Source organism: Vibrio sp. A37 (assembly GCF_059777565.1).
Window position 1 is genome coordinate 180,119 of the sequence record NZ_JBLNLI010000002.1, and the last position, 23,439, is coordinate 203,557.

The following is a 23,439-nucleotide window of genomic DNA, read 5'->3' on the forward strand; positions in this document are numbered from 1 at the left end:
TTATGCTCATACGCTAGTGGAGTTGAATCTCCACATTTTCTCCATATTTGACTCACAATCTATCGATATTCTATGTGTATTGAGTGATATGGGTGACGACTATTGGATTCATTTGGCATTTTAACCGAGAACTAGTGATTTTAGCCTTACGACTAAAATAACGAACTATTTATATTCAATTGCTTGTTATCTCAAGAGAATAATATTTTATTAATGCAATGTCGTTGATAGAACCTGTATTTAAATCTTTATTCCAACTTAAACATTAATTAGAGTTCAGAGCCAAATAATTATTTAAATATTTGTGTTTTCCCACTTAACAAACTTTAAGTAACTAATATGATAAATAAACGAAATATCTTTGTGTTAGCTATATTAGTCGTAGGTGTGTCCATTGCCGTTTACTATTACTCCTTTAGGAGTGTAGAGAAACCAATAATGCCGTCATCTCAAGTTGAAACGACGACGATAGGGACTAAAACACTAACGGCATATGTTTCTGGCTATGGAACAGTATATTCAGAAAATTATGTGACTTTGAAAAGCTTACAAACCAATCGCATTACCAGTATCAACTTTTCTGATGGTGAAACTGTTTCTAAAGGGCAGGTACTACTAACACAAGATTCGCGATCAGCCAAAGCCCAAGTGGAGCAGGATCAAGCTTCACTGACTCAGGCAAAAAGTGAATGGCTACGACAGTCAAACCTGCAAAAAAAAGGTTTGAATTCTAAAAGCGATTATGACGATGCTTTAAGCACCTATAAGCAAGATAAAGCCGCATTGGAGCAAGATAAAGTCACGCTTTCTGAATTGACTACGATTGCTCCTTTTTCTGGTGTGATAGGAGCGACGGATTATCATGTTGGTGATTTACTTGACTCGGGTAGCACTATTGCAACCTTATATGACCCTACCAATCTCAAAGTGACCTACCAGCTTCCAGCTTCAAAGAGTTCAGCATATAAACTCGGACAAACAGTCAGTGTGCAATCAGAGCTTGATTCAAGTATCTCAGCAGAAGGTAAAGTGGTTTACATTTCTCCAAATGTGGACACCGGCCTTGTTACAGTCAAAGCTCAACTTGCTCAAGGATCAAGCTTTAAACCGGGTCAGAGAATTAAAGTGGTTCAGCAAACTTCTGTACTGACCAATCAAGTCACGATACCGACTGGAAGTTTACTCTCGAGTTTAGAAGGGAATCAGGCGTTTATTGTAGAAAATGGCAAAGCGGTGCTACGCAGTGTCACCGTAGGGAACTACTACGATGGTTATGTCCAAATTACATCTGGCTTAAAAGCAGGAGAACAATTAGTCACCAATGGACAACACTTCCTCCATTCTGATGAGAAAGTCATTGTAAATAATACTGGTAAGGAACTGACAAACAGCACTACTAGCTCTGGAGCTACTCAATGAAATTGACTGAATTATGCGTTCGCCGACCAGTCTTGTGTACTGTGCTTTGGCTAATCCCGGTACTGATTGGTGTCATCGTTAGCCAACAGTTGTCCCTAAGATATACCCCGCAGATCGCGCAATCTTCTGTAGAAATTACTGCTACAGATAGTTCTCTCGCAGCGCAAAACATGATGACCGAGGTGCTTATACCTATCCAAGATGCCATCGCAGGTACCGAGGGTATCGGAAATGTAACGGCCACGGCAAGGCAGGGACAGGGAACAATTACAATAGATGTGGCAGATGGTGTGAGCACTACAGGTGTCGATACCTTAATGGTCGAGGTTTACAACGATATATCTAAAATACAAAGCGATCTGCCAGACGATATTTCACCAACAGTCACTAAGTCGAACGACAAAAGCATGCCAGCTATGTTGATTGGGTTATCTCCAGGACCAAATCAGCAACAATATGAATTTCGTCAGTACGGAGTCAACACGCTATTGCCTCGATTTGAGCAGTTACCTGCTGCAGGTTCAGTGGAAGTGGCTCCGAGCAGTTCACAGTCGGTCATTATTAAGCTAAACCCTGACAAAATTGATTATTATGGTTTAGACATTAACTCTGTCATTAATACCGTAAGTGACGCCGATGATATTACGTCGATAAGTGGCTATACAGGCGGAACAAAAAGCCAATACCAACTGATTACATCTGGTGAAATCGATAGTTTAGACAGTATTAAAGATATGGTTGTTGCGACCTATAATTCTCAAACAATACACTTATCACAAATTGCAACGGTTACGATTGGTACTCCTGGTAATACGCCAGACGTAACACCTTTAATCGACTTTTCGAGTAAAAGCGCGATGCTGTTTGTTCTCAAACCACAATATAGCGCAACTGCAAATGCACTGGTTTTGTCTCAGCAGGTTCACTCTTTGCTTGATACCATCAACTTACCAAGTGGTATGAAAGCAACGGTACTATTGGATAAAGCCACATTTATTAACAGTTCTTTACATGAAGTATATTTCGCAATTGGCCTCGCTGTTGTGTTGGTTGCGGGTGTTATCTGGTTGTTCTTAGGTAACCTAAGAATTGCTTTAATACCGGTTGTGACAATTCCAGTTTGTTTAGCGTGCTCTTTTATTATAATGAAGCTTGCAGGTTTTAGCATTAACTCGCTGACGCTGCTTGCGATGTTGCTAGCCGTGGGGTTAGTGGTTGACGATGCCATTGTGGTCACCGAAAACGTACACAGAAAACTAAAGTCCGAATCTTCTGTAAGAAAAGCAACGGTAATTGCTTGTCGACAAATCGGATTTGCGATTATCGCGACCACATTAACCCTAGCTGCCGTTTATATTCCGGTTGGTTTAGTCAGCGGAATTACTGGCCAGTTATTTAAACAGTTTGCCTTTACTCTAGCTGGCACTGTCGTTGTTTCTGGATTGGTCGCATTAACTTTGTCACCGATGATGTGCAGTAAGATGATGGATCATCGAAGTGCGGGTAAGTTTGAAGTATGGATTAACAATAAGCTCGATCAATTAGCCGATATGTATCATCGAGTATTGAGTAAGACCATTGATTACAAGAAAACGGTCGTCATTATTTTGCTCGCTGTGTTGGCTACCGCTTATTGGCCTTTAACTCAAAGCCCATCGGTCATGATTCCGAATGAAGATTCAGGACAAATATTTATGTTCCAACCATTAACAGGAAGCAGTGACGAGGCTGCAGAGCAGAAAATGGTGGCCAACATGAGTAAAAAGCTTAAGGATATTCCGGGAATTGCCCATGTTGCTGTAATGGCGAGTACAGACTTTATTCAAGGGTTTATCACGCTGAAGCCTTGGGATGATCGCAGCCAGAGCGCCGAACAAATCAGCCAAATGATAAGTAAATCGCTAAAGCAAGGTGGTAACTTTGTCATTACAGGTGTCATCCCAGCTGTCGACACGGGTTCTGGTGGCAAAGGGAACAACAATATTGAAATTAATGTAAGTAGCTCTGGAACATACAAATCGTTGTCTGAACAGATGAGCAAAGTGGAACAAAAACTGAAGACACTTCCAATCTTCGCTCAAGTTCGTAACGAGCTCACGTTTGACCAAAGCCAATTTAAAGTCAAAATAAACCGTACTGCCGCAGCGCAATATGGTGTGTCATTGTCGGACATTAACGATGTGCTGAAAGTGGCATTAAGTGGCAAGAGCTTTGATAACGATATGAGTTATAACGGCACTAATTATTCAGTCTATGTGCAGATGTTAAAAAGCCACATCTTAACGCCAGAGTCGATAAAATCGCTGAAGGTAGCAAATAGTGACGGAACATTGGTTCCTTTGGGCCAACTAGTCACGATGACACCAGAAACAACATCGCGCTCGATAGAGCAATACAATCGTACAACTGCTGCGACATTGTCTATCCAACTGGCAGATGGTGTGAGTATGGGCGAAGGCATCAAAGAGCTGAACAATATTTTACCTGAGATAATGCCTGCCAGTACTTCGTACCAATATATCGACGATGCAGAGCAGTATTTGCAAGCTAGTAATCAGATGTTGTTTGTTTTCGCCGCCGCATTGGTGTTCATATACTTGGTACTCAGTGCGCAATTTGAGAGCTTTATCGATGCTTTTATCGTGATGTTGTCACTGCCAATTACCCTGTCAGCTGCTCTGTGGGTTCTTTATTTCAGTGACTATAGCTTAAATGTTTACTCGGAAATTGGTCTGGTCACGCTTATCGGTTTGATATGTAAGCATGGTATTTTAATTACCGAGTTTGCTAACCAGCTTCGTGAAGAAGGTTTAGAAGCGAAGGAAGCCATTTTACGGGCCACCAAAACTCGTTTGAGGCCAATATTGATGACCTCTTTAACGATGATACTAGGTACCATTCCACTTGTGATGGAAACAGGGCCGGGAGCTAACTCGATGGGGTCTTTAGGCATCATCATAATCTCAGGGATGGCGATAGGTATAGTCGATCCATTATTCGTAGTGCCATGCATATACCTAATGGCCCAGCGGTTTAAGAAACCGGTGAAAGAGGAAGACGAGCAAAGCCCTGAGGTGTTGCCTACTACCCAGAACTAAAAAGTTAATCAAAAAGTGAAATAGAAAGCGTTCATATCTTCGTGAGCGCTTTTCTATATTTTAATTTAAGCTATTGATTGTAAAATGAACTGATATAAATAAAACGGCATAGTACAGATAAAGCGTTGGTTGCCCAACAAATAAAATAGGAATGAGAGATGGAATCTCAACATGTTGGTGAAACAGTCTTGAATGCACAACAAATTCAAGACGGAGTTGAAATTGTTGCTGAACAACTTAACACCCAGTTCCGTGATGCTGTAGTCATTACCGTTGTACCGGGTGGTATTTTGTTCACTGCTGACTTAGTTCGTCAGTTAAAATTTGACATTAAAATGGACTATATATCATGTCCACATACTCCAGGTGATAGTAACAACCAATCTAAAATTGTGTTTTATGAAAACATTTCATTGTTTGGCAAAGACGTCATTTTGATTGACGATGCAATTGAATCAGGAGGCACAATGAAACGATTAGTTGCTCATATTCAAGAGCGCTACGAGGTTAAATCGCTTTCAATCGCTACATTATTTGTCAAACCAAGTCGTGTCGATATCCCTGCTCCTCAGTATTACGCCTACGAAATGACCACTGATGACTTATTAGTTGGGTACGGACTTCCATGGCAAGATAAGTTAAGAAATGTTCCCTATATCTCGAAGTTGGTGAAATAGCATAAAAATAAATGTGGTGACTCAATTGAAAAACGAAAAACAGAAAATGTTAGCGGGAGAAGCCTATGATGCATGGGACAAGGAACTGTATCGTGAGCGTATTGAATGTCGAAAGCTATTGCAGATACTAAATAATGCTATTCCTGATACAGCAGAATGGCGCAGAGCCATTGATTTATTGATACCAGACTCAGAGGGAGCATTTCTAGAGCCTCCTTTTCGTTGTGATTACGGAAGCAACGTTAAGCTTGGCAGAAATTTCTACGCTAACTTTAACTGCGTGATTTTAGATGTTGCGGAAGTACACATAGGAAATAATGTATTGTTTGGGCCCAATGTTCAGATATACACAGCGGCGCATCCACTAGATGTAAAGAGCAGAGTGGAAGAGGGTGTAGAGTTTGGTTCTCCCATTTATATCGGTGACAATGTTTGGTTAGGTGGCGGTGTGATTGTCTGCCCCGGTATCACCATTGGAGAAAATGCCGTTATTGGTGCTGGTAGTGTAGTCACAAAAGATATTCCAGCGAATGTCCTTGCGGTTGGAAACCCTTGTAGAGTTATCAAACAGATAGAAAATGGGTGAAATCTCCCTAGATTACTAAAGCTAAATAAGTTTCCTTCGAAAGATTTAAGAAGGAAGCGCTCTCTAACTGACTCTGTGGCTAAACTCTGATGAACTTCGAGAGGATCCCTCAGGATTAAAACTTATTTTACTATACGCTTATAGTTGAATATTACTAAGGACGAGAGAAAGAAAAAAAGAATAGGCACCTCAAGAGTACACGCAAGAACTCCGGTATAGTTTTCATATTTTGTAATAAATCATGAGCTTCATGTAGTTAATGACGATGACACGAACTTTAACGCTGAAATAGCTAATTAAGGCGTACCTTCGCCATGTGGAATAACCAATAACAGCATGTATTACTTTATGTTTAAAAACTTATTTAATATTATTGTTAAATTTTAATATATGTTTAAATTAACTAATAATCATTAATTAAACAAAATTAGAAAATGGTTAATTAATGTTATTAAATAATACTTTTTACTCTTGATAAATATCTATAAAATGCACTCTGCCAATCTCGTACTTTAAAAATCATACATTCATCAAAGTTTTTATTGATATAAATAATATACTGCCAATTAATTCCGAGAACGTTCCCGAATTAAAACTAGACCTCATGTTCGAAATCAACTTAATGGTAGCGAGCCGCCTAGAGCATAGTGCTCTTCAGTCTCTCGTCCTAGAGTAAAAGAGCCGTGCCTTTGGATTAAGTGGAGCATGCACCTAAAACGGTTGATTTTAATTGATTGAAGTCATTAGGTATTACTCCTATTTTATAACAGGAAGAAATGCAATATGAATGTACGGAAACTAACAACCAAAATAGCGCTAATAAATTTAGCTTTTTGTAGCTCGTTAAATGCAACAGGGCTAAATACAGATTTGAATTCGTTACTTTATAAAGGACCTCTAAATGAAAGATACAGAGTTAAACAGCATGATGATTTACTGTTAGATATAAATCGAATCTCTACAAAAGAACGAAACGGTATGAGTGGGAATTTTTATTTTTATCGTGATCCAAGAATAATTGGTGTCGATACTGATGCAGATAATATTACCGAATACGTTTCAAAAAGATCTTCTGATGAAAAGCCAGTAAATGGTTTAGATATAGAAGCAGCACAAACTTACAATCTTGGTGCTTCACAAGTTGGTGCTAGGTTTTTCGAAGATGTTCTAAGTGACTCCATACTGACTGTTATCGGTAATTATAATGGTGGTAGTAACACTAAAACCGAAGTTTACCTTGATTTGGTAAGTCATTTCCCAAGTTCTCCAGACAAAACTTTTGGGCCTTACACATTAGAAACCACGTCGAGTTATACAGGCGTCACCGAAGCTTATCCAATAGTCGCTCCATTTGACAAAACCAGCAGTGCAGAATCTGTTCTGTTGCTTACACAGAGTGTTTCTCCTAGCGGTAGTTTTTTTGACCTGAATATAGCTTCAGCAAACGATCCTTCTGACTCCAGTTCTGGTATTAAATTGACACATCTAGGCGCGTTCTCCGGAGATTTGACTACTAATGAGCCGAGAGTCATAGATATTGATCGCGATGGTAATTTCGAGGTCATTTTTGGAACCATGTATGATGGTAAATTAAGAATCATGACAGTTTGTTCTGAAGAAGCTGTCATTGATGGCGCAGAGCCGATTGATGAAGCTGATAAAACAGATTGCCAGAAGCAATTCACCAGTAATCCGGGCCAACAATTTGCTCTCATTGATCATGGAGAGCCAAAAAACGAAGATGGAGTGACTATACATGCCTATGATGATGCAGACTTAAAAACTAGCCGCTTTTACACTTTTGATATAGAAGTTGGCGATTTTATTAACGAAAGTACCGATTCACTAAATAATACTCATTTTGTCGGCGACGAAATTGCTCTTATTCGCACTTATCGTAGTAATTCAGGAAATGCGGTCGCGGAGGTAACTTACTACGATGCTAAATTGTCTAGTGATGAATCCTTAACTCTCACAGCTGCTAAAACGGAAACACTCACTTTTGCAAGCGATATAGGATCTAACGGAGATTTGACGTTTCTATCTGATACCTATAAAGATAACCCTTGGAACATACATGAAAAAGTGGCCATTATGTTTCAAAAACACCATAAAGATGCTAAGGAAAGTGATGATGAAGGTAATTACTACTATTCACAAACTACTGGTTGGCTCCTTACTTTAGATGCAACTATCAAATCAGAAGCCAAAGGTGTCGAAGTTGTGGTTAATAAACACAAAATTGACAGAAATCTATCCGGTGAGGACAGCAAGTTTAAGATGTTGGGCCTTGCTGCTGGCTTTTTTGGTAATGAGAACGACGCTGATCCTGTACCTTCTATAATGTACGCAGAATACGACCTGTCTGATCAACATTACATTCGAATTACTTCATACGATATAGATAGCCTAGAAAAAACTGGGCGAAGTGGTTTTACTGTGCCAAAACATGGTGATGATATAGACAAATCTCGGTATATTCTTATTCAAAAAACACCGCTTTATAGTTTTGTAGACCCTGATAAAAGCGTAAAACACGGCTCGGTGAATGTGCATTTCAGATCTAGAGGTAGGTTCTACAATGCGTTAAAAAAAGTGGATTGGGCGGGAAGAACTCGGAAAATTGGTCGACCGTCGGTAGTAGTAAAAACAGGGAGAAAGAATATCGTCGACACTATTGTACAAGCTCCTCCTGCATTCATTGACTATGGCTATTCCTCTAGTGTCAAAGCTACCTCTTTACACAATGCAAGTTATGGCTCAGGCAAATACTACTATGCATCCTTAGCAACTGATAGCGCTGTGAGTACGACAAGTGTGGAGACAGAATCTACATCGCTATCCAATGTTCACGCAAAATCAACTAGCAGTAACGGCGGAGCTTGGCTGTCTGGTACCAATTTCTCTGCAGGAAATGGCTCAGCGACTACGGATAGTCTACAAGAGACAGAATCACAAACAAATAGTGACAGTAGTTCGACAGAATACCAACTGTCACTCAATACATTTGCAGATGACCTAGTTTCATACTCGATAGTGGATTCTTACCAATATTACTATCCAGTAACTGGAGTAACTGTTTGCCCAGATGAAACGGGATATTGTGATTATTCAGATCGAGAGCAGGAATATATCATCGCCGATAAGGTGTTTACTGTAGAACATCATTCTGGAGAACCTGGTTCTGGCCTATCCTGGTATCAACCTATCCATGAAAATGGAAATATGCTCACTTATCCAACAACAATTGATGACCTCAAAACGTGGAACAATGGGGAGAAAGTATCCATCCTGTCTGATTACAATGAAGGGAATAACGAATATTTTTCAATTGCTACAGGCAGTATTCTTCAAATTAAATGGTCAGCAGCTTATTCCAGTAAAAATACAACTTCGACTGAAATAAGTGCATCATCTCAATCTTCTGCTTCCATTGGTGGTCAAGCTGGCGCATATAAAGAGTTCGCTCCTGCTAACCAAGTCGGTGCGGGCATAGGTGGTGCAGCTGCTAGTTCTCATACCTCGACAGCTGTCAATGGTAATTCGACATCACTAGAGTCTGTAGTGACGACTTCAACCACATATAGTTTAGACGTGGGCTTAAGTAAGTTTGATGATGCCGCATTTGGTTATTCTCTGGGGGCAGCGGTTTGGACTCCAACCAGTGATGATTCTAACAGCAAAATAGAAGGTCCAATCATATACGGCTATACCACGTCTATAGCCAGCGATAATGCTGGATCTTATTACTCAAATAATTTAGATCAGTTCGATATTGCTTTTAATAACCCTACTCGATGGCAGAAAGCTGCAGGAACGTCTCGAAACAGCTTTGCTGACGCCGCCACTGCAGATGGCACGATAACTTATTACAATTGCCTAGATAACATCTACAACAATGAATGTATCATTCCTTACCTACCAACTTCAGACCCATACACAGAATCAGTTTATGATAACAGATTTTATAATATGAAGGGATTTTTTATAAGACAGCTCAGTGATCAGGACTCTGTCGGAAGTAATGTAAAATTGTCTACCGGAGAAATGGTTGGCTATGCGACAGATGGTGATCATCTTAAGTTGCAAGCAAGGGTTTATAACTATGGGCGAGGTGACATGGGAGCTTATGGCATCCGCGTCCAGTTCTATTACCAAGAACTTGGTACTAAGATAATAACAGGCGAAGATGGAAGTACTACTTATATTACAGACGTAGTTCCTTATGAAGCATACTTTATTGGTAACGACTTTGTCGATCCGTTACCTGGCATAAAAAATGAAGACGGAAAGCCAAACTGGGACATTGCTCAAGTAGACTTTGATACGACTAACCTTGGCAGTAGTGAAGGGAAGCAATACGTGTTTTGGGTAGTAGCATTTCCAGCAACAATGTATCCTCTTGCAGACTACAACGATGTAGAAATGTCCAACAAAGGTATGTACCGAAAAAGTGGCGCAAAATATACCAGTATTACTGAAGTGCCAATCGATACAACTGAAGTTTATAGAGGTGATAGTGACAACAATTATGAAAAAGAGATAAATAGCTTCTCAAATAATGTTGGTATGTATCATTACAAATTTACAATCTATAAATAGTTTTCGTTTGTTATAAGCAATTTCTCTTCAAGCGGAATATTATCAATACTCTGCTTGAAGAGAATCTCTGTGGAAAATCATAGAAGATTAAATACGATAAGTTATACCCGATTATCTCCGACACTAAAGGCGATAGTTTGGCTAATTTCGGTGAAGCTTCTGGATGATTCTTGTTGCCATGTATTGAAGGCTTGCTCAGCGGCTTTAAGAGCTCGCTGAGTCGCTTTTCCACCTTCGATAATTTTGTGATTACGCAAATAGCTTTCTACGTCGCCAGATAGGATAAAAGTATCTACGCCCATTTGGCGTAGTGTATAGGGCCCAGTATTCCCACCTAAACGAGCGCCGTGTTTTTTCAAATACGTCCACAAGCCAGTAATATTTTCATTTGGCCAATCTGTGACAAACTTTGAGAAAGATCCGTGTTGCTGGCTAGCTTCGTGAATCATGCGTGCATTTTCCGCAATACTCATGACCTTAGTATGGTGGCGAATGATTCGGGCGTCGCTGGCTTTTTCATCCCACTTTTCTTGTGGAAGTAGCAACAGGGGTTCGATACGAAACTGGAAAAATAGCTCTTCAAAATTTGGCCATTTGTTGCGAACCACTTGCCACGAAATACCACTTTGAAACACTTTTTGAGAAAAAGCGGATAGCCATCGGTCGTCTGGAGTTTCAACCAGCTCTTGTTTACTGATCGGCTTTGACAGCATCGACTCAAGCTTGTCTTGCCCACCTTTTCGCTCTGCTGCTCGTTGATAAATTTGCTCAAACTTTTCCATGGTTCTCTCCAAATATTATTGCAATAACCTAAGTCCACTTGGCAGTGCTTCACCAAACACTCGCTTTGATTCAGATTCCGAAAGATCTTTTACTTCTGTCACCAATTCCAACCAAGAACTTGGCATTTTACTTTGCTGCAATTTAGCGAGAAGATCTTGACGGTGTTCATCCGAGATATCGATGGTTCTATCTCCAGTTTTACGACACATGATCACCGCCGAAAAGCCAATAATAGGTTCATTTTGCCAGTTTTGTTCCAACAGTTTGGGTAACCACTGATGGATCTGCTTTTTGCTTACAACATTATGTTGACTCTCATACAGCGGAGTTCGGGCAGCCACGCGGCCTAGAGCCCACCAATGTGCTTGATTAAACTGTTTCTGGTTTAGCGCTTTTGATAGGAACCATGAAGAAAGTAGTACTTTGTCATCCATATGAAGTCGCTCTAAAGAAGCGGCTAGACGTACCATGGCTTCGTAACCTTTGCTTAGTACTTCTTTTGCATTTTTGGCACTTTTCATAGCGCCAGGGTGCAAGTATTTCGCGATATCAGCCAAAATGGTTTCTTGCTGTTCTTGAGATAAACCTCCTGAAACTCGACGCCAAAATACCCACCAGTCGGTCCAACTTTGATGATCTTGAAACTGTATACCTTGCTGATATAGAGGCCAAATATGTTCTATGCGCCATGAATCTGTTGCATCACCAAAACCCGGCCTTAAGGTATACCCTGCAAGTCTGAGCCAATTTTTTTCGTGTGACTCGGAGCGGCGGCGGCGTTTTTTACCTTGAATTAAGGTGTCAAACAGTTGTCGCAAAGTATGAAAATCCCATGTCTCTCTCTTACCTAATCGTTTTTCTAAGTCACGAGATAGAGTTTTGATTGCCTTGTTATCATCTGATTTTTTGTTACCGCTATAAAGGTGCTGGATGATGTCTTTACAGTCTTTAAGTCGAGGATGTTCGGTGTTTTCTGATTCATCTTCTTGTGCATTTTGGTGGCGAACTTCGAACTCAAGCAACCATCGTTTGGTTTCATCGTTCACATCTACACACTCGACTTTGAGAGTGCCAATTTCAGTTAACTGCGAAGCCAAAATAACTTCGACTCGCTGCTTTTCATTTGCGGCTAAATCTAAGTTCTCTTCTCCTGCTAGTGTCGATATGTATGGAGGAAGGGCGTTAAATTGTTCAGTATTTACATTGACCACCAAACCATTTTTGACAAAGTAACTTTGACTGGCATTCGCATCTTGGATTTCATCATGGGTAGAGGTTAGCAAGTTAAATCGCACAGGTTCGCCTAGTGTTAGAGAAAATCGCCGCCCAGTTAGACGGATCTCCTGACTTTCTTCCGTGCCTTTTGCTAACAAGCATAATGCTTTACTTTGCTTATTCTTCTCTTGCAAATGGAGGAAGTAGGAACGGGCCGCTCCGCCGCCTATTTTTACCAACGCGCCGAGCCTAGCTTTCCCGTAGGCTACAGCGCCTAAGGCCACAGACCAATCAGGGTGAGGGTTGTTTAAGACGTTTATGTCAGAACCACGCCAGTTAGATAGAAGTTCAGTCATTCTCTGAGTAACTAAACTGCTGTTGAACACGCCACCATTAAATAGAACGCCAACGGGCAAAGCTGTCTCAGAACTTTGTCCGTTTTCAAGAATGTTTTGGCATACTGATTGGTGATTGAAGAGAAATTCAGCGATATGTTTACTAATGGCAGCATCTGCTACGTAAGGTAGTCCGAATTCAACCATCGCGCTTCGTTTCTTGTTCGGGAGTTCGTCAATTTTTGTTAGTGGAAAAAATCCTTCAAGTGCGATTTCGTGGACTTCTTGCTTGGTAAGAAGGGCACTTTTCGCGCCGCCGATTAGTTTGGAGCCACCCCCTAACATGGTGATTTTGGCTTCATTCGGAGCAGAAGGTGACAGTAATGTCTCTTTTGCACGTCGAGTTTGTTGAATAAGCTTGGATAAATTAGCGGCGCTTAGCTTTTTACTTGCACTTAGACGCTGCTCGGATAGATGAGCAAGTGCTAAGTCAATGTTGTCACCGCCAAGCATAAGGTGCTCACCTACACCAATACGTTTGAGCTGTAGCTCTTCGTTATCAACATTCGCGTGAATTAAGCTAAGGTCAGTTGTTCCTCCACCAACATCACACACCAGCACCAATGGGATGTCAGCTAGCTTCTCGGTAGCGCTATCTTTGTGTCTTTCATACCAGTCGTAAAACACTGCTTGTGGCTCTTCAAGCAATAGAATATCTTGTAAGCCAGCGAGTTTCGCCGCTTCTAGAGTGAGGTTTCTTGCCGCTTCATCAAACGATGCAGGGATGGTAATGACGACTTGTTGCTGCTCTAATTTATCGCTAGGAAAGTGATAATTCCAAGACTGTTTAACATGATGTAAATAACTGGCGCTGGCTATAACTGGTGAGACTTTTTCGACCTCTTCACCGCCAGTCCAAGGTAGTATTTCAGCCTGTCTATCCGCGTTAGGGTGTGAAAGCCAGCTTTTCGCACTAGATACTTGTCTGCCTTCTACTTTTGCGCCGAGCTCTCTAGCCCATTCACCAACAATGATATTATTTAGATCCCCTTCCACGGTTTGAGAAACCCAAGGTAGCGTGAGATCTGATGGGCTAACTTGATTTGTGGCTGGATGGTAGCGAAAAGAGGGGAGCAGGGGTTTGCGAACGACTTCTCCGGGGCCAATTAATTGGTCTATTTCAAATATTTCAGTCACGGAGTTATTCAAATCATCTTGAATCTCACTGTAGGCAACCACAGTATTGGTCGTGCCTAAGTCGATACCGACCAGATAACGGGGAGATGTCATGCAAACCTCTAAATATAGCTAGGCTTAAAGTCTGTAGCTTGTGTAAACAGGTGAAACAAAAAAGCCGTGTACTTAAATGTACACGGCTTTGTGTGGTGGGTTAAGCGTGCTCTGCAGTTTGTTGTTCAGTTGAGTCGTCACGCACATCAAACTCGACATGCCACTTCTGACCATTATCTGTAGCGATAGCTTCAAGTTGCAATGTACCTAATTCAGTCACTCTTGACGCTAGCGTCACAGGCACAATCTCTCCAGTGCTACGGCCTTCGGAAACTGGAAGGCTAAGTTGAATTTCAGGCAGTTCTTCCAGTTCGCCTTCGCGCCAATGATCTAGGTGTGTACCTGCTTCATCCTCACGGCGAGTAGTAGAGCCGAAAAATTGAAAATGTACCGGCTGGCCGATAACTAGGCCAAATTCTTGGCTAGGCACGTCTGCGCTTGAACCTTCTTCCATACCAAATGGAGCAACACAGATAGCTTCAAGTGGTGGGGCCATTCCTGGTATTGCAGGCATCGCGCTTTCGATACCAACATAGTAGCTGGAAGCAATACCACCGCGGATACGGATACCTTGGCCACGGCGAACCGAGCCATAGTATGAAGCGCCGCGTGAAACGGCCAAGTCTAGGTCTAATCCAGTAAGACGTTTCGCAAACTCGGCTTCTGCGTCATTAAGCCATGTATTGATGGTTTCGAATAAGCGGCTAGCCAAAAGATCAGACTTTAACACACCGCCATTGAACAATACTGCTGTTGGTTTTATGAAGTCGACAGCTTGTTCTTGAGCAGACATTCCGGGCATATTGGCAAACGGGTTATGCTCTTCTGCTGGTGCGTCACTATTCGCACTCGCTTGTTTAGCTAGGAACGCAGCGATGTGTCTCGTGATACCTGCATCTTGAGCATAAGGTAAGCCCATTTGAGTTAAGGCACCACGGTTTTTCTGCACGGGGTGCTCATTGACACTCACGCTCGGGAAGAAACCATCGACAAGTGTTTGTTGCACTTCTTGTTGGGTGAGCTCAGTTTTGAGAGTAGAGCCAAGAAGCTTGGAGCCGCGGCTTGGTACCACGATTGGCACTGATTCTAGTTCTGAATCATTCAATAGCGCTTCTTTGGCATCGCGACACGCTTGGGTAATCGCTTGAATTTGCCAAGGTGCGAGGTCTTTGCCTTCTTGAGCCAACTTCATTTTTAAGCGATAGGCTAGGGCGAGGTCCATGTTATCGCCACCAAGAAGAATATGTTCTCCTACCGCGATACGATTCAGTTCTAGATTGCCGTCATCTTCTGTTACTTCAACCAGAGATAAGTCGGTTGTACCACCGCCGATATCAACAACTAAAACAATATCACCCGCCGATACTTGATCACGCCAAGAGTCATTGTTGTTGTCAATCCAGCTATACAGTGCTGCTTGTGGTTCTTCGAGTAAGGTTAAGTGGCTAAGACCAAGATTTCTTGCCGCTTCAACGGTTAAGTCTCGGGCTGCTGGGTCAAAAGAAGCAGGAACAGTAACGATGACTTCCTGTTCGCAAAGTGGGTCTTCAGGATGCTCTTTATCCCATGCATCTCGCATGTGCTCTAGGTACAGCTCAGACGCTTTTAATGGTGAGACTTTTTCGACTTCTTCTGGGCTACCGTTTGGTAGAAACGCTTCGCGGCGATTGACACCACCGTGGCATAGCCAAGATTTAGCGCTCGCTACAAGGCGAATTGGCGTTTTTGCGCCAAGGTTTCGAGCGATCGCGCCTACCAAAGCATTTGGTTCATCGGTCCAAGGTAAAACACGAGCGGATGAATCCATTTCATGTTCATGAGGTTGATATAAAAACGAACCTAACTGAGTTTTATTTTCGACCGTTCCTGGAGTTGTTAGCTGTGGGATTTCCATCAGCTCAACGGTCGGTTCTTCTTGAGAATTGTCTGTGTACGACATGACACAATGTGTTGTGCCCAAATCAATGCCGACACTGAATCTTGGCAGTGTTTCTGCTGTGTTTTCGTTTTCCATTACAGTTCTACCTCCGCAGGTGCAATTACTGATGCGTCGTAGTTTTCGGATACTTTAGGCAGCTTGACTTGATCGGCTTTCCAGCCTTTATGAATCAACACGCCTTTAAATGGAGCGTTGCCAGTAACATTACCCGTTAAACGAATTTCTTGCGGGTTGAAACCTTCAGCAACAACTATGTGAGATTCTTCATCTTCTACGCGAATTGGTGATAGCGTTAGGTATTCTTGAAGCACTTTTTGTCCACCGCTATGAATCACTCGTGCAGCAGCGCCAACTTCTTCGTCTGAGAAAGCAGAAACGTCTTCATTGAGGAAGTCAATGAGCCGTGCTTCATTTTGAAATAGAGAAAGTAACTGCAGAGCGGAATCTGTCGGGTTAGTCGCTAGTTTAGATTCGACTTCAACGATTTTCTCTACCACTTTTTCAACTTCAACAACTTTTTCAACTTCAACCAATTTCTCGACAGGCTTTTCAACTTCGACAATTTTTTCTACTGGCTTCTCAACTACTTTTTCCACGATCTTCGCTTTTCGGAAGATTACTACTAATAAAAGCAAAACAACTAACACAGCTAAGATAGCGTGGAGCATGTCGAATGTGGTTGGAAATAGATTTAAATCAACAGTCATTTTGAATTCTCTCAAGGGATTGTTTGTCGGGTTTTAGAAGAGCTATCACCACAGACTTCCATAGATTACTAATGCCGGATACTACCATATAAAAAGCAAGGATCTTGATGAAAAATGACATTACTCGTTCATTTCTATGGGTGATTGATTAAAATATGCTCAAATGGTTGTTTTATTAATACAAAAGAAAGTAAAAATGCCGCCAAATGTAGCGAATTACACGAGAGATTCGGTAGAAACTCAGCACTTCGTGTTTCTTCGCAACTAGGGTAGAATTGCGGCCGAACAATAAGCTGATTTTAAAATTTTAGGTAAGTAATGAATCACAACCGGATAGTTTGTTTGGATTTAGAAATGTGTTGTTGGAACCAAGATGGTGTCGGTACGACTGGAGAGATCATTGAGGTTGGGTTGGCTGAAATCGACCTTGTTAAGGGTGAGATTGTCAAGCGTGCGCAGTATTATGTTAAGCCCGACACCGATGAAGTATCTAAGTTTTGTAGCGAACTTACAGGGATTTCACCTAGAAAGATTGAGAAGCAAGGTCGACCACTTGAAGCCGTTATTCAGTCAATGATCAAAAACTTTGGTGGTGCTAACAAAATATACGCTTCGTGGGGTAGGGATGATTTAGTTCTTCTCAAAGAGTGTGAGCAGAAAGGGATTCCAATGCCGTTTAGGGAGTACATTAACTTAGCCACTTTGTATCGTGTACAAAACCGCGTAAAAGATAAACGAGTAGGTCATCGCGAAGCGCAAGAAAGTAAGGGAATAGAATGGGAAGGTCGCCAACACTCTGGGTATGTTGACGCCTACAATTTAGCTAAACTTGCATTGAAAATTCTTTAACGGGCTTATTTCTCAATTACAGAAAGTTTGGCGCGGATAAATTCGCTGTGGTCGACGTAAAGTAATTCGGCCACTTTTCGAATCACCGCTTCTTCCATTGGATCAATGTTGCCATCGGCATTTGCTACTTCCCACATCGCTTTAATCAATTCGAAACGTGCATCTTGAGAAAGTTCACGGAGTTGAGAAGTAAAATCGTACAGTGAGGCTGAATTTTTGACTTTTTCTTCAGCTTCAGTGATAAGGTTTTGACTTTCTTCGTCGCTGACACCAAGTAATCGAGTGAGTAGTGCCGATTTTGTTTTTGGTTCAATAGCGACCGTATGGTGATCGGCGTCGGCAACTTCGCAAAGCAGTGAAGCCATCGCGAGGCTAGGGTTATTTCCTTGCTGGTGATAGTTCGTTCCTTCGATAAGTTGTTTGAACACGTTAGAAATTGCGTTGAACATAAATCTTAATACCTATCAGAAACTATTTACTCAGTATAACCAAACTTTCGGCTTAGGTCACATCATACGTTAAGCCACTTTGTCGATTAGGACATTACTCTACTGGATGATGTTCGACTATCTTAAAGCTATCTCAGACTATAAGTATAGAGCATCCAATATTAACCGAATATTAATAAAACAGAAATAGTAATACCCCATATTATTAGTAGAATTCTAATAATGTAAATTTTGGTAAAAATTATAGATTTTTAACTAATTAGATATACAGTTTTATATGTTGTATATTTTATCGTTATTAATGTTATATATTTAATATTGCAATTGTTTTGGTTTTAAGATTATATATGCGCAGCTAAGTAACGTTCAATTATTAGCATGTTGTGCGTTATATTAAACTTAAGTGTTGTTGTGAAAATATTTATATGGTCAACTTTCATACGCATATCTAAGTATGTTAGTGTCGATTATTTATTACTTTGTTTTCAAAGTATTTTTGGTTTTATAGAGTAGGTGTAGGTTTATTATGGCTGATATTAGTATATGGCAACTTCTTATTATTGCTTTAATTGTAGTGTTACTTTTTGGGACTAAAAAACTCAGTGGTATTGGAAGCGATTTAGGCTCTGCAATCAAAGGTTTTAAAAAATCTTTAAAGGAAGACACTGTAGTGGGAAATAATCAAGATGCTGATTTCGATTCTACAGAAAAGGTTCAGCAACAAACTTCTGCTGATTCTTATAAACAATCCGAGAAGGCGTAACAGTGTTTGATAGCAGCTTCGGAGAACTTGGGCTTATTTTTGTGGTTGCGCTCGTTGTTCTTGGGCCAGAACGGCTGCCTCAGGTTGTCCGCAGTGTTGCTAAGTTCATTGGAATCGCACGTGCTATGGCAAACAGTGTAAAGGAAGAAGTCTCTAAGGAGTTACAGCTATCAGAACTTAAAGAAGAAATGAAATCTATTGAGCAAAGCGAGATGAACAAGCTTTCTAGCAGTATCAATGCTTCAACAGATGGCTTGAGAAATATAACAGACGGCATGAATGATTCTTTAAATAGCATTAAGTCGGAAGTAAAGGATATAGAAACAGACTTTTCAAGTTCTTCAAAGAAATAGAACTTGTTGTCTACCAATATTAATAGAGCAAACTATGCCGTCAGAACAACCTTCTCAGCCTCTAATGCGACACTTACTTGAGTTAAGAAGCCGATTACTTAAATCAATTGCTTCAGTACTGGTGGTGTTTGCTAGCCTTGCTTATTTTGCTAATGATATTTATGACTTTGTGTCTGCTCCTTTGGTACAACGTTTACCAAAAGGGGCCACAATGATAGCAACGAGCGTGGTTTCTCCATTATTTACACCAGTTAAGTTAACGTTAGTGGTGTCCATATTTATTGCTGTGCCATATATTCTGTATCAAATTTGGGCATTTATTGCGCCAGGTTTATACAAACACGAACGAAGATTAATTACACCACTGCTTATTTCAAGTTCTGTACTTTTTTATTGCGGTGTTGCTTTTGCGTATTATGCCGTCCTACCTCTAGTATTTCATTTCTTTACAGCGATCTCCTTAGGAGGGGTTGAATATGCGACAGATATTACGAGCTACCTCGATTTTGTTTTGACTGTGTTTATGGGCTTTGGTGTCGCTTTTGAAATACCTGTTGCAATCATTCTGATTTGTTGGATGGGCATTACAACTCCAAAAGCCTTGAGCGAGAAGAGACCGTACATTATTGTCGGTGCTTTTGTAGTTGGTATGTTCCTTACGCCGCCAGATATGCTTTCCCAAACACTGTTAGCTGTGCCTATGTGTTTATTGTTTGAAGTAGGCTTGTTCTTTTCTCGGTTCTATATCCCTAAAGGGTCAAGAGAAGTTACGGTTTCATAACTACAAGAGCATGTGGCTATTTGCGCTCAGGAAATTGGATGGTTTTACCTTCTGAAGTAAGTAGTTCGACACTTTTGGGTTTGCCTTTACTGTCTAGCTTTAACTCTCCGACTGCACTTTGATTGACTAGTCTACGGAATCCCGGAGTATCTGGATCGCGCTTTTTAATCAACAATCGCTTTCGTTTTGTAAACAAATTGAGAAAAGAATATGGCGAGTAAAGTAGCCTGTCTAGCGTGTCACAGCATTTAAGTAGTGGTTCTGGAAATTGATTTTTAAACCCACTGCAAGTGATTTGGAAAATGTTTGGGCTACTCTTGCTATGGCGAAGTTTAATGTCATAGGCGAATGAGTAATGAACGTCTCCAGATAAAATGACAAAATTTGTTGGGGTTTTGGTATGAGTGAATATGCTAAGTAAGGTGTTAGCCGAACCTGGATGGGCCATCCAGTTTTCAGCGTCAATAACAAGAGGTTGCCCAACCCATGTCATGATTCGTTGTAAAGCTTCGATAAACTTTACACCAAACATTGGAGCTGCGGAAACTATCACGACTTTGCTTTCATTGAGTAGCTCTTGTTGAAACTCGATTAACGCTTCCCAATCCATTAAACCTGAAGGCTTATTCATTTTTGACTCTGAACGCCAGCGTCGAGTTCGAGTATCCAGTACGACGACTTTTGGTGAAGTCGGGATGGTGTAATGCCACTGCTCGAATTTGTTTAGATAATGTATAAACGCATCCTGAGTGGTTGGTATTGGAGCAGCAAAATATTCAGTTGCAAGCTGGATAAAGTGGTCGTCAAAGTTTTTTGGCTCATTTCCCCAACCCTGACACAACCAATAGCTAATTAACCCATTACCGATCACTCGTTTGGATAGGTCATTCTCATTGACTGATTTTTCCCAACCAATGGTTAAATTCCAATCGTCAGTGACATCATGGTCATCAAATATCATGTACGTTGGAATATGCGCCATTAGCCGTTGAGTGCTTGATAGCTCGTTCACAAAGGCGCTCAAACGTCGTGACTCCGAAGCCCAGTTTTTTAGTCCCTGTTTTACTTGATCTGATGCATTATTAGTATCGATTTCCAGCGAGTCTATGTCGATAAACTCCCACAATGTGGGAGACCATACCAGCAAATACATTGCGAAAAACTCTGAAAAAGTAATCAGGTGATTGACGCAATTTTGTGACGTAAATATTGGGCTAGGTTTACTCGAGAGCAAGCGATCCAACAGCCCTTTGTTACTGTGAGAAGTTGGCAGTATAGAGTAGCGACCATATATAGTGTCCGGATGTCGGTATAACTCATAACTATCCTTAACAGCTGCGTTTTCAAACTCTTCTTTTGGCAGGCCTAAAAGTTGAATCACTAGATGAATAGCTCTTAGCAAGGGGCCAGTGACATGATCTGCGTAGATTTGGTCACCACTCATCATAAGCATATCAGGGCGCTCTTTTATAAGCAGGCTAGAGACTTTATTATCTGCTGCGATGAGAGCATCTTTCGCTGGATGGTTTGGGTTTCTGCACGAGCCGTGTAAGATGTATTCAGCTCGGTTGGTAATACGAAAACTTGGTGAGTTTTCACTTTCATAGACAACTTGTGGAGCCAGCGACTTTATATTTCCGTCATCCGTAGTGATGTCATAGCATAAGGTATCGTTTAGCGGGAAGTCACCCAAAGCACGAATCAAGCTAACCCAGGCATTGTCGCCAATTTGAATTTGCGTATGTTGATTCAGTTCCGATTGATACACTACTTGGTTAGTGTCATCAGTGAATACCTGAAATGTACCAACTAGAGGTTGGCTTGTAGTAAGCCAGACAACAACCTCGCTTTGGGTTGTCTTGCGTAGAATTGGCCCGGCAATGATGAGTGGTAGAGAGTGAACCTGACTGTTGCGCAAAAAACCTTCCTTTCTTCTAGACACTCTGAAAGCAGATGTAGAGTCTTAATTTTCCAATAAAATTGATTCTATACTATTACATGCAAATTCTCTTCAAGCTTTACTCAATCCTAAAGGTTTTTACTTATATTTACATATTGTTGAGAGGATATTTTAGAGTGTGATTGGACTAAAGCAGCTTAAAGGTTGAGTCAATGCGATTTTATCGTTATTTGTGAAATGCCACTACCAGAAAGCTAGAGAGCGATAGTTATATTACTTTAGGCGATACTCTAGATTGAAAGATTATAAAGCGTGAATACGTGTTATTCTTTTACATACGTAACAAAGCGATAGCAGATTCTTGATACGTTGTATCGAAGAAGGTTAGTGACATTTACTCAGTTTTGATTAAAAAGCGTTTAAGCAAAGTTGAATAAGCTTGTTCACGTATTAGTATTTCAATATAAATATAAAAAAACGTGTGTTGGCAAATGAAATTACCTGATAGTTACCTACCTATACTTTCTGCTCAAGTCCAATGTATAAACGAGCAACTAGATGGACTTAAAAATGAGCGACTTTCCCTTATTACAACAGCTGTAGATTACCGAATAGAAAAAGTAAAACAAGAACTTAAGAACTCAGAAGCAGCAGCTGTGCTATTTCAAGGTCAAGGGGATGCTTGCCATGTATTTCTGAATGGTTATCAATCCTTCTTTTTTACAGAATAACGTGTTTCTCATTGGTTTAGTTAGTGAAGCTGTGCGCTTGGGATGCGTAAATAGGTGTCATGCAAAACTCAGAAAGTGAATAATTAGGCTTACACTTTCATTAAGTAGCTGATATAACGACCCCTAGTAATAAGTACCGAAAGGTCCAAGGCTACAAAGTGAACTACGATAAAGAATACGACGTCAATGGCATTGTCCAGTACGATGCCGCTACTGAACTTCTCAACTTACTCCCTAAATCAGTAAATCGCATACTCGATATTGGGTGCGGTTCTGGTCGCGTTACAAGTCGATTTAAAACACATACGCGAGCAGCAAGTGTTGTTGCTATTGATCAGTCTGCGCAGATGATAGCCGAAGCTCGGAAAGCATTTTTTGATAACTCGATACATTTCTTACATTGTTCGATAGAAAATTTTGTCACCGATTGTGTCGGTGAGGCACGTGATAGCTTTGATTTAGTTACTTCGAATTCTTCGTTTCAGTGGTATCGAAATCACACGGTAGCGCTCGCAAATATCCGCAACGTTTTAGCAGCTGGAGGCACGTTTGCCGTTCAAACACCCTGTAAGGAGAATTGGTGCCCAACAATAGTCAGTTTGATGGAGCGCTTTTTTTCCGATTGTTATCCCGAACTGAAGCAGTACCATCACTTTCCTTGTATGCATTTGGAAAGTGCTGATGAGTACCGTCAATTATTTGAATCAAATGGATTTAAAGTTAACGATATTTACTTGAAAGAATTTTGTTATCACTTATCTCCAGCCGACTTTATAAAAGTGTTTAAGTCAGGTGCTTACAAAGTGTATAGCTACCAAGATTGGTTTGGTGTTCCGCTACCAAATGGGTATCGAGAAAGTCTACTAAAATACGTCGAGAGCTTCACAAAAGACCACGATCAGATTTCTATAACTATGCCAAGAATATTTGTCTCTGCGACTAAATCAGAAAGCAAATAATTT

The 23,439-nt window shown here is 40.9% G+C and carries 17 protein-coding genes; 11 read left to right on the forward strand and 6 right to left on the reverse strand.

All coding sequences use genetic code 11. The features are described 5' to 3' along the window. The first annotated feature begins 339 nt into the window (after positions 1 to 339). The 5 genes from ACM2FC_RS04515 (at position 340) to ACM2FC_RS04535 (ending at position 10,382) form a co-directional block, all read left to right on the forward strand. Positions 340 to 1,419 (forward strand): efflux RND transporter periplasmic adaptor subunit, encoded by a 1,080-nt coding sequence (locus ACM2FC_RS04515; protein ID WP_498479664.1) that lies wholly within the window; start codon positions 340 to 342, stop codon positions 1,417 to 1,419. Beyond that, entirely contained in the window at positions 1,416 to 4,517 is a 3,102-nt protein-coding gene (locus ACM2FC_RS04520) for an efflux RND transporter permease subunit (protein WP_498479665.1), read from the forward strand. The genes ACM2FC_RS04515 and ACM2FC_RS04520 overlap by 4 nt, the downstream gene beginning before the upstream one ends. A 158-nt stretch (positions 4,518 to 4,675) precedes the next feature. Beyond that, the gene (locus tag ACM2FC_RS04525) at positions 4,676 to 5,194 is read left to right on the forward strand and encodes a phosphoribosyltransferase (protein WP_498479666.1); all 519 of its coding nucleotides are present in this window, start codon (positions 4,676 to 4,678) and stop codon (positions 5,192 to 5,194) included. 25 nt (positions 5,195 to 5,219) lie between these two features. Then, positions 5,220 to 5,780, forward strand: a complete 561-nt coding sequence (locus ACM2FC_RS04530; RefSeq protein ID WP_498479667.1) for a sugar O-acetyltransferase — start codon at positions 5,220 to 5,222, stop codon at positions 5,778 to 5,780. Between the two features lie 783 nt (positions 5,781 to 6,563). Next, the gene (locus ACM2FC_RS04535) at positions 6,564 to 10,382 is read left to right on the forward strand and encodes a hypothetical protein (RefSeq protein WP_498479668.1); all 3,819 of its coding nucleotides are present in this window, start codon (positions 6,564 to 6,566) and stop codon (positions 10,380 to 10,382) included. A 101-nt stretch (positions 10,383 to 10,483) separates the two neighbouring features. Here the strand turns inward: ACM2FC_RS04535 and ACM2FC_RS04540 are convergent, their stop codons facing one another. The 4 genes from ACM2FC_RS04540 to ACM2FC_RS04555 form a co-directional block, all read right to left on the reverse strand. Next, positions 10,484 to 11,164 (reverse strand): DNA-3-methyladenine glycosylase I, encoded by a 681-nt coding sequence (locus ACM2FC_RS04540; RefSeq protein ID WP_498479669.1) that lies wholly within the window; start codon positions 11,162 to 11,164, stop codon positions 10,484 to 10,486. Positions 11,165 to 11,179: 15 nt separating this feature from the next. Then, complete coding sequence (locus ACM2FC_RS04545; protein ID WP_498479670.1) at positions 11,180 to 14,005, reverse strand: Hsp70 family protein; 2,826 nt, start codon at positions 14,003 to 14,005, stop codon at positions 11,180 to 11,182. 100 nt (positions 14,006 to 14,105) lie between these two features. Then, on the reverse strand, positions 14,106 to 16,019 hold the full coding sequence (locus ACM2FC_RS04550) for an Hsp70 family protein (RefSeq protein ID WP_498479671.1): 1,914 nt from the start codon (positions 16,017 to 16,019) through the stop codon (positions 14,106 to 14,108). After that, entirely contained in the window at positions 16,019 to 16,651 is a 633-nt protein-coding gene (locus ACM2FC_RS04555; RefSeq protein WP_498479672.1) for a DUF2760 domain-containing protein, read from the reverse strand. Before ACM2FC_RS04555 ends, ACM2FC_RS04550 begins: the two co-directional genes overlap by 1 nt. A gap of 318 nt (positions 16,652 to 16,969) precedes the next feature. Between ACM2FC_RS04555 and ACM2FC_RS04560 the strand changes: the two genes are divergently transcribed. Continuing rightward, entirely contained in the window at positions 16,970 to 17,500 is a 531-nt protein-coding gene (locus ACM2FC_RS04560) for a 3'-5' exonuclease (protein WP_498479673.1), read from the forward strand. Between the two features lie 5 nt (positions 17,501 to 17,505). Here the strand turns inward: ACM2FC_RS04560 and ACM2FC_RS04565 are convergent, their stop codons facing one another. Next, on the reverse strand, positions 17,506 to 17,949 hold the full coding sequence (locus ACM2FC_RS04565; protein ID WP_498479674.1) for a tellurite resistance TerB family protein: 444 nt from the start codon (positions 17,947 to 17,949) through the stop codon (positions 17,506 to 17,508). 526 nt (positions 17,950 to 18,475) lie between these two features. Between ACM2FC_RS04565 and tatA the strand changes: the two genes are divergently transcribed. From tatA to tatC, 3 genes are read left to right on the forward strand one after another with little or no spacing between them, the layout of a single operon-like run. After that, positions 18,476 to 18,712 (forward strand): twin-arginine translocase TatA/TatE family subunit, encoded by a 237-nt coding sequence (gene tatA, locus ACM2FC_RS04570; RefSeq protein WP_498479675.1) that lies wholly within the window; start codon positions 18,476 to 18,478, stop codon positions 18,710 to 18,712. 2 nt (positions 18,713 to 18,714) lie between these two features. After that, positions 18,715 to 19,065: a Sec-independent protein translocase protein TatB gene (tatB, locus tag ACM2FC_RS04575; RefSeq protein ID WP_498479676.1), complete on the forward strand. Its 351-nt coding sequence runs from the start codon at positions 18,715 to 18,717 to the stop codon at positions 19,063 to 19,065. Positions 19,066 to 19,099: 34 nt separating this feature from the next. Beyond that, positions 19,100 to 19,846 (forward strand): twin-arginine translocase subunit TatC, encoded by a 747-nt coding sequence (tatC, locus tag ACM2FC_RS04580; protein ID WP_498479677.1) that lies wholly within the window; start codon positions 19,100 to 19,102, stop codon positions 19,844 to 19,846. Between the two features lie 16 nt (positions 19,847 to 19,862). On the opposite strand, the gene ACM2FC_RS04585 is transcribed toward tatC, so the two are convergent. Next, positions 19,863 to 21,764, reverse strand: a complete 1,902-nt coding sequence (locus ACM2FC_RS04585) for an alkaline phosphatase D family protein (RefSeq protein WP_498479678.1) — start codon at positions 21,762 to 21,764, stop codon at positions 19,863 to 19,865. Positions 21,765 to 22,237: 473 nt separating this feature from the next. Here ACM2FC_RS04585 and ACM2FC_RS04590 point away from each other — a divergent pair, with 473 nt between their 5' ends. Beyond that, complete coding sequence (locus ACM2FC_RS04590) at positions 22,238 to 22,477, forward strand: hypothetical protein (protein WP_498479679.1); 240 nt, start codon at positions 22,238 to 22,240, stop codon at positions 22,475 to 22,477. 158 nt (positions 22,478 to 22,635) lie between these two features. After that, positions 22,636 to 23,436 (forward strand): class I SAM-dependent methyltransferase, encoded by an 801-nt coding sequence (locus ACM2FC_RS04595; protein WP_498479680.1) that lies wholly within the window; start codon positions 22,636 to 22,638, stop codon positions 23,434 to 23,436. Positions 23,437 to 23,439: the final 3 nt, after the last annotated feature.